Below are 6000 nucleotides of genomic sequence, written 5' to 3' on the forward strand. Positions count from 1 at the left end.
AAGTCCTCTCTGGACGCACGGGTGGGGAGGGGAGGGGCGCGATCGCCCTGCACCCGAAGTGAACCGCAGAACGGACAAAGATCCAAAGGCTGTACTGGTGACCGTTGTCGTTGCCGTTGAGCGGTCCGTTCCGCCCGGGCGGGCGGGCCCCGGCTACCCGATCAGCGCGGTGTCCAACTGCGCCGCGGTGGCCGCCCGCACCAGGGCCCGCATCACCCGCAGGTCCTCCCCCTGCTCCGGGTGCCACTGCACGCCCAGGGTGAACCCCGGGCCCTCGACCGCCTCGACCGTCCCGTCCGGCGCGTGGGCCGAGACCCGCAGGCCCGCCCCGAGCCGGTCGACGGCCTGGTGGTGGAAGGTCGGCACCTCCACCTCGCTCTCCGGGAGCAGCCCGCCGAGCAGCGTCCCCGGCACCGGCCGCACCAGGTGCGTCCCGTAGCCGCCGTCCGCGCCGCCGTGGACGTCCACCGGCACGACGTCCGGCAGGTGCTGGACGAGGGTCCCGCCGCAGACGACGTTGAGCACCTGCATCCCCCGGCAGATCCCCAGCAGCGGCATCCCGGCCGCCAGGGCCGCCCGCAGCAGGGCCGACTCCCACCGGTCCCGCTCGGGGGAGTCGACCTCGGTGCGCGGGTGGGCGGGCTGACCGTAGTAGGCGGGGTCGATGTCGGGCCCGCCCGCGATGACGAGGGCGTCGAGCCGGGCGAGCACCTCGGGTGCGCGGTCGGGGGAGTCGGGCGGGAGCAGCACCGCGATCCCGCCGGACTCCTGGACGTACGCGGTGTACCGCTCGGGCACCAGGGCCACCCGGCGGCCCTGCCAGTTGCTCCAACTCGCGTCGACCAGGTAGGTGCTGACGCCGATGAAAGGCCTGCGATCCATGGCGGGCATTCTCCCCCCGCACCGCCTGATCCCCCGTCAACCACGCATGTCGGCGCGCCACACCTGTCCGCCCTCTTCCGCGCCGTCCGCCGCAGGCCGTACGGTTCGCTGTGACCGCTTGAACTCGAAGAGTGATCGTGGAGGGTTCCGTCATGCCCGAGAACGCCGCCGCGGGCGTGCCGCCCCGGGCGCCGCTGACCCTGGACGAACTGCGCACGCTGGTGGACACCGGCGAGGTCCACACCGTGGCGCTGGCGTTCACGGACATGCAGGGGCGCCTGCAGGGCAAGCGCTTCGCCGCCCGCTTCTTCCTGGACGAGGTGGTCGAGCACGGCGCCGAGGCCTGCGACTACCTGCTCGCCGTGGACGTCGACCTGAACACCGTCGACGGCTACGCCTTCTCCTCCTGGGCCACCGGCTACGGCGACTTCGCGATGCGCCCCGACCTCGGCACCCTGCGGCTGACCCCCTGGCAGCCGGGCACCGCGCAGGTGACCGCGGACCTGGCCCGGCACGGCGGCCACCCGGTGGACGCGGCCCCCCGCCAACTGCTGCGCCGCCAGATCGCGCGCCTGGCGGAGTACGGGCTGGCGGCCGACATCGGGACCGAGCTGGAGTTCCTGGTGTTCCGGGACACCTACGAGCAGGCCTGGCTGGGCGGTTACCGCGGCCTGACGCCGGCGAACCTGTACAACGTGGACTACTCGATGCTGGGCACCGCCCGGGTCGAGCCGCTGCTGTCCCGGATCCGCAACGAGATGGCGGGCGCCGGGCTGGTGGTGGAGTCGGCCAAGGGCGAGTGCAACCTCGGCCAGCACGAGATCGCCTTCCGCTACGCGGACGCGCTGACCACCTGCGACCAGCACAGCGTCTACAAGACGGGCGCGAAGGAGATCGCCGCGCAGCAGGGGTGCGCGCTGACCTTCATGGCCAAGTACAACGAGCGCGAGGGCAACAGCTGCCACATCCACCTGTCGCTGCGGGACGCGGTGGGCGCGCCGGCCTTCGCCGACCGGGACGGCCGGATGACCGACACCATGCGGCACTTCCTGGCCGGCCAGCTGACGGCGCTGCGCGAGTTCAGCCTGCTGTACGCGCCGAACATCAACTCCTACAAGCGCTACCGCCAGGGCTCGTTCGCCCCGACGGCGGTGGCCTGGGGCCGGGACAACCGGACCTGCGCCTACCGGGTGGTCGGCCACGGCCAGGGCCTGCGGATGGAGAACCGGGTGCCGGGCGGGGACGTCAACCCGTACCTGGCGGTGGCCGGGATGATCGCGGCCGGCCTGCACGGGCTGCAGCGGAAACTGGAGCTGCCGGCGCCGTGCCTGGGCAACGCCTACGCCGTCGAGGAGTACGCCCGGGTGCCCGGTTCGCTGCGCGAGGCCGCGGAGTTGTGGGGCGACAGCGAGCTGGCCCGGGTGGCCTTCGGCGACGACGTGGTCGAGCACTACCTGAACATGGCCCGGGTGGAGCAGTGCGCCTTCGACGGCACCGTCACCGACTGGGAGCGCTACCGATCCTTCGAACGGATGTGAGGCCGATGACCGACCCCACCGACCCCACCGTCAGCACCGTCCGCAATCCCGCCACCGGCGAGGTGCTCGCCACCGTCCCGGACACCACCGCGGGGCAGGTGGACGCGGCGGTCCAGCGCGCGTCGAAGGCCCAGCCGGCCTGGGCGGCGCTGGCACCGGGCGAACGGGCCCGGCTGCTGCGCCGGTTCGCCGACCAGGTCGAGGTGCACGTTCCGGAACTGGCCGCACTGGAGGTGCGCGAGGCCGGCCACACCGTGGGCAACGCCGGCTGGGAGGCCGGCAACGTCCGGGACCTGCTGGAGTACGCGGCCGGGGGAGTGGAACGCCTGACCGGCCGCCAGATCCCGGTGGCCGGCGGCCTGGACGTGACCTTCCACGAGCCGGTCGGCGTGGTCGGGGTGATCGCGCCGTGGAACTTCCCGATGCCGATCGCCGCCTGGGGCTTCGCGCCGGCCCTGGCGGCGGGCAACGCCGTCCTGCTCAAGCCCGCCGAGGCGACCCCGCTCACCGCGCTGCGGCTGGCCGAACTCGCCCTGGCGGCAGGGCTGCCCGAGGGCCTGTTCCAGGTACTGCCGGGCCCGGGCACGACGACCGGCCGGGCCCTGGTGGACCACCCGGCGGTCCGCAAGATCGTCTTCACCGGCTCGACCGTGGTCGGCAAGGAGGTGGCCGCCCGCTGCGCGGCCCGGGCCAAGCGGGTCACCCTGGAGCTGGGCGGCAAGAGCCCCAGCATCGTCTTCGCCGACGCCGACCTGGCCCGCGCCGCGGACCCGATGTCCTTCGCCGACAACAGCGGCCAGGACTGCTGCGCCCGCAGCCGGATCCTGGTCCAACGCGAGGCGTACGACGACTTCCTGGCGCTGCTGCTGCCCGCCGTCGAGGCGCTGCGCACCGGCGACCCGGCGGATCCGGAGACCCGGCTGGGCCCGCTGATCTCGGCCGCCCAGGTGCGCCGGGTCGCCTCCTACGTCACCCCGGACCTGCCGGTGCTGGCCCGCGGCGCGGTGCCGGACGGGCCCGGCTACTGGTACCCGCCGACGGTGATCGCGCCGGCCGACCCGGAGGTGCCGGCCGTCACCGAGGAGATCTTCGGCCCGGTCGCCGCCGTGCTGCCGTTCACCGACGAGGCGGACGCGCTGCGGCTGGCCAACGGCACCCGCTACGGCCTGTCCGGCTCGATCTGGACCAGGGACCTCGGCCGGGCGCTGCGGCTGGCCCGCGGCGTCGCGGCGGGCAACCTGTCGGTCAACTCGCACTCCTCGGTGCGGTACTGGACGCCGTTCGGCGGCTACGGCGAGTCCGGGGTCGGCCGGGAGCTGGGGCCGGACGCGCTGCGCCACTTCACCGAGACCAAGAACGTCTTCATCCACAGCGAGGAGTAGCAGCCGATGACGGAGAACGACGCCCCGGTGTGCCGCCGCCTGGTCGGCCGCACCGCCGTGATCACCGGCGCCGGCAGCGGGATCGGCCTGGCGGCCGCCCGCCGGCTCGCCTCGGAGGGCGCGAAGGTGGTCTGCGCGGACCTGGACGAGCAGTCCGGGCGGGCGGCCGCCAAGGAGGTCGGCGGCCTGTTCGTGCACACCGACGTCACCGACCCGTACATGGTCGAGGCGCTGTTCGACGAGGCGTACGAGACGTACGGGAGCGTGGACGTCGCGTTCAACAACGCGGGCATCTCGCCGCCGGAGGACGACTCGATCCTGACCACCGGCCTGGACGCCTGGCGCAAGGTCCAGGAGGTCAACCTGACCTCGGTGTACCTGTGCTGCAAGGCCGCGCTGCCGTACATGCGGCGGCACGGGCGGGGCTCGATCATCAACACGGCCAGCTTCGTGGCCCGGATGGGCGCGGCCACCTCGCAGATCTCGTACACCGCCTCCAAGGGCGGGGTGCTGGCGATGTCCCGGGAACTGGGCGTGCAGTTCGCCCGGGAGGGGATCCGGGTGAACGCGCTGTCGCCGGGGCCGGTGGACACCCCGCTGCTGCGGGAGCTGTTCGCCACGGACCCGGAGCGGGCGGCCCGCCGACTGGTGCACATCCCGCTGGGCCGGTTCGCCCGGGCCGAGGAGATCGCCGCCGCGGTGGCCTTCCTGGCGAGCGACGACTCGTCCTTCATCACGGCGAGCGAGTTCCTGGTGGACGGCGGCATCTCGGGCGCCTACGTGACCCCGCTGTAGCCCCGGGCGTGCCCGACGGTCCTGAGCGTGCCCGTCGCGCCCCTTCTCACCGTAATCTCATCGAAAACCACCGGAATTCGAGGCCGCGCTGATTTCGCGCTTATCCGCGTGCCTTTAGATTCTCTGTTGTGAGCGAGCAGATTCCCGCCGGGTGGTACCCGGACCCGAAGGACACCGGCGGCGACCCGAGGCCGCAGCGCTGGTGGGACGGCAGGGGTTGGACGGCCAGCACCCGGCCCGCACCCTCGGACGCCCCGGAGCCGGTGCCCCCGGCGACCGGGGCTCCGGGGCCGGGGCCGGCCGACGAGCCCACGGTGCTGCAGGGGGAGGTGCTGGACAGCGGGCCGACCGTCCGCTACCCGGAGCCGCCGCCCTTCGGCACCGCCTACGGCTCCGAGGCACCGCCGCCGCGCAAGCCCCGGCGCCGGCCGTCCCCGATGATGATCGCCGCCACCGTCGCGGCGCTGCTCGGCCTGGGCACCGGCTCCGGGATCACCTTCCTGGCGATGGACGGCCAGAGCGACAACCGCCCGCAGCGCAGTGCCCGGCAGGCCGTGCCGAACGGCGAGAACGGCCCCTGGAACGGCTTCCCGGGCCTCGGCGGCAACGGGAACGGCGGCAGCGGGAACGGCGGGAACGGGAACGGCAACAACGGCAACGGCGGGAACAACAACGGCGGTAGCGGCGACGGCAGCAACGGGACCGGTGGCAACGGCGGGCCCGGTGGAAACGGCGGGAGCGGCGGGAACGGGAACGGCGGCAGCGGCAAGGCCAGGCCCGGCGCCGGCAACGCGATCGACCTGGTGAACGGGCTCACCCTGCCCGTCCCCTCCGGCTGGCAGGGCGGCTACACCAACGACGGCTACGCCTCGGTCGTCGTCGGCTCGTACCAGTGTCCGGACGGCAACGGCTCGTGCAGCCTCGGCGGGGTGACCACCGGCCGGATCGACGGCGGCGGCACCGACGCCCAGACGGCCGCCAAGGCCGACATCGACAAGGCGGCCAAGGACTCGTACGGCGCCATCACCGGGCACCAGGAGCTGAAGTCCGAGGCGGTCAAGGTCAACGGCCAGGACGGCTACCTGGTCCGCTGGAAGGTCGACGCGCCCAAGGGCAACAACGGCTACGTGCAGACGGTGGTCTTCCCGTCCACCGACGGCAAGTCGCTGATCTCCGTGCACTTCGGCTTCGACATCGCCGACAAGGCGCCGGACGTCGGCCTGATGGACACCATCGTCAACGGCATCGCCGACTTCAAGGGCAAGCTGCCGTCCCTCCCGGGCGGCGGGCTCCCCGGCGGCGCCACCGGTGGCACCGGAGGCACCAGCACCTGAGCGGCACCAGCACCTGAGCCACCCGCTCCTCACACGGCGGCGGCCCACCCGGAGAGCACTCTCCGGGTG

5 protein-coding genes are annotated in these 6000 nt (G+C 73.4%); 4 read left to right on the forward strand and 1 reads right to left on the reverse strand.

The features are described 5' to 3' along the window. Nucleotides 1-153: 153 nt before the first annotated feature. A complete protein-coding gene (locus tag ACFWPT_RS15800; RefSeq protein ID WP_380482237.1) occupies nt 154-882 on the reverse strand; it encodes a gamma-glutamyl-gamma-aminobutyrate hydrolase family protein in 729 nt (242 codons plus the stop codon). A 152-nt stretch (nt 883-1034) separates the two neighbouring features. On the opposite strand from ACFWPT_RS15800, the gene ACFWPT_RS15805 reads away from it, so the two are divergent. The 4 genes from ACFWPT_RS15805 to ACFWPT_RS15820 all read left to right on the forward strand — a co-directional run bounded on the left by ACFWPT_RS15805 (nt 1035) and on the right by ACFWPT_RS15820 (nt 5931). Continuing rightward, on the forward strand, nt 1035-2420 hold the full coding sequence (locus tag ACFWPT_RS15805) for a glutamine synthetase family protein (RefSeq protein ID WP_363378760.1): 1386 nt from the start codon (nt 1035-1037) through the stop codon (nt 2418-2420). Between the two features lie 5 nt (nt 2421-2425). Then, on the forward strand, nt 2426-3802 hold the full coding sequence (locus ACFWPT_RS15810) for an aldehyde dehydrogenase family protein (protein WP_380482239.1): 1377 nt from the start codon (nt 2426-2428) through the stop codon (nt 3800-3802). A gap of 6 nt (nt 3803-3808) precedes the next feature. Beyond that, complete coding sequence (locus ACFWPT_RS15815; protein WP_063346866.1) at nt 3809-4597, forward strand: 3-oxoacyl-ACP reductase; 789 nt, start codon at nt 3809-3811, stop codon at nt 4595-4597. 128 nt (nt 4598-4725) lie between these two features. Continuing rightward, nucleotides 4726-5931: a DUF2510 domain-containing protein gene (locus tag ACFWPT_RS15820; RefSeq protein ID WP_380482241.1), complete on the forward strand. Its 1206-nt coding sequence runs from the start codon at nt 4726-4728 to the stop codon at nt 5929-5931. Nucleotides 5932-6000 lie beyond the last annotated feature (69 nt).

The sequence above is a fragment of the Kitasatospora sp. NPDC058478 genome, from assembly GCF_042720345.1.
Taxonomy (GTDB): Bacteria; Actinomycetota; Actinomycetes; order Streptomycetales; family Streptomycetaceae; genus Kitasatospora.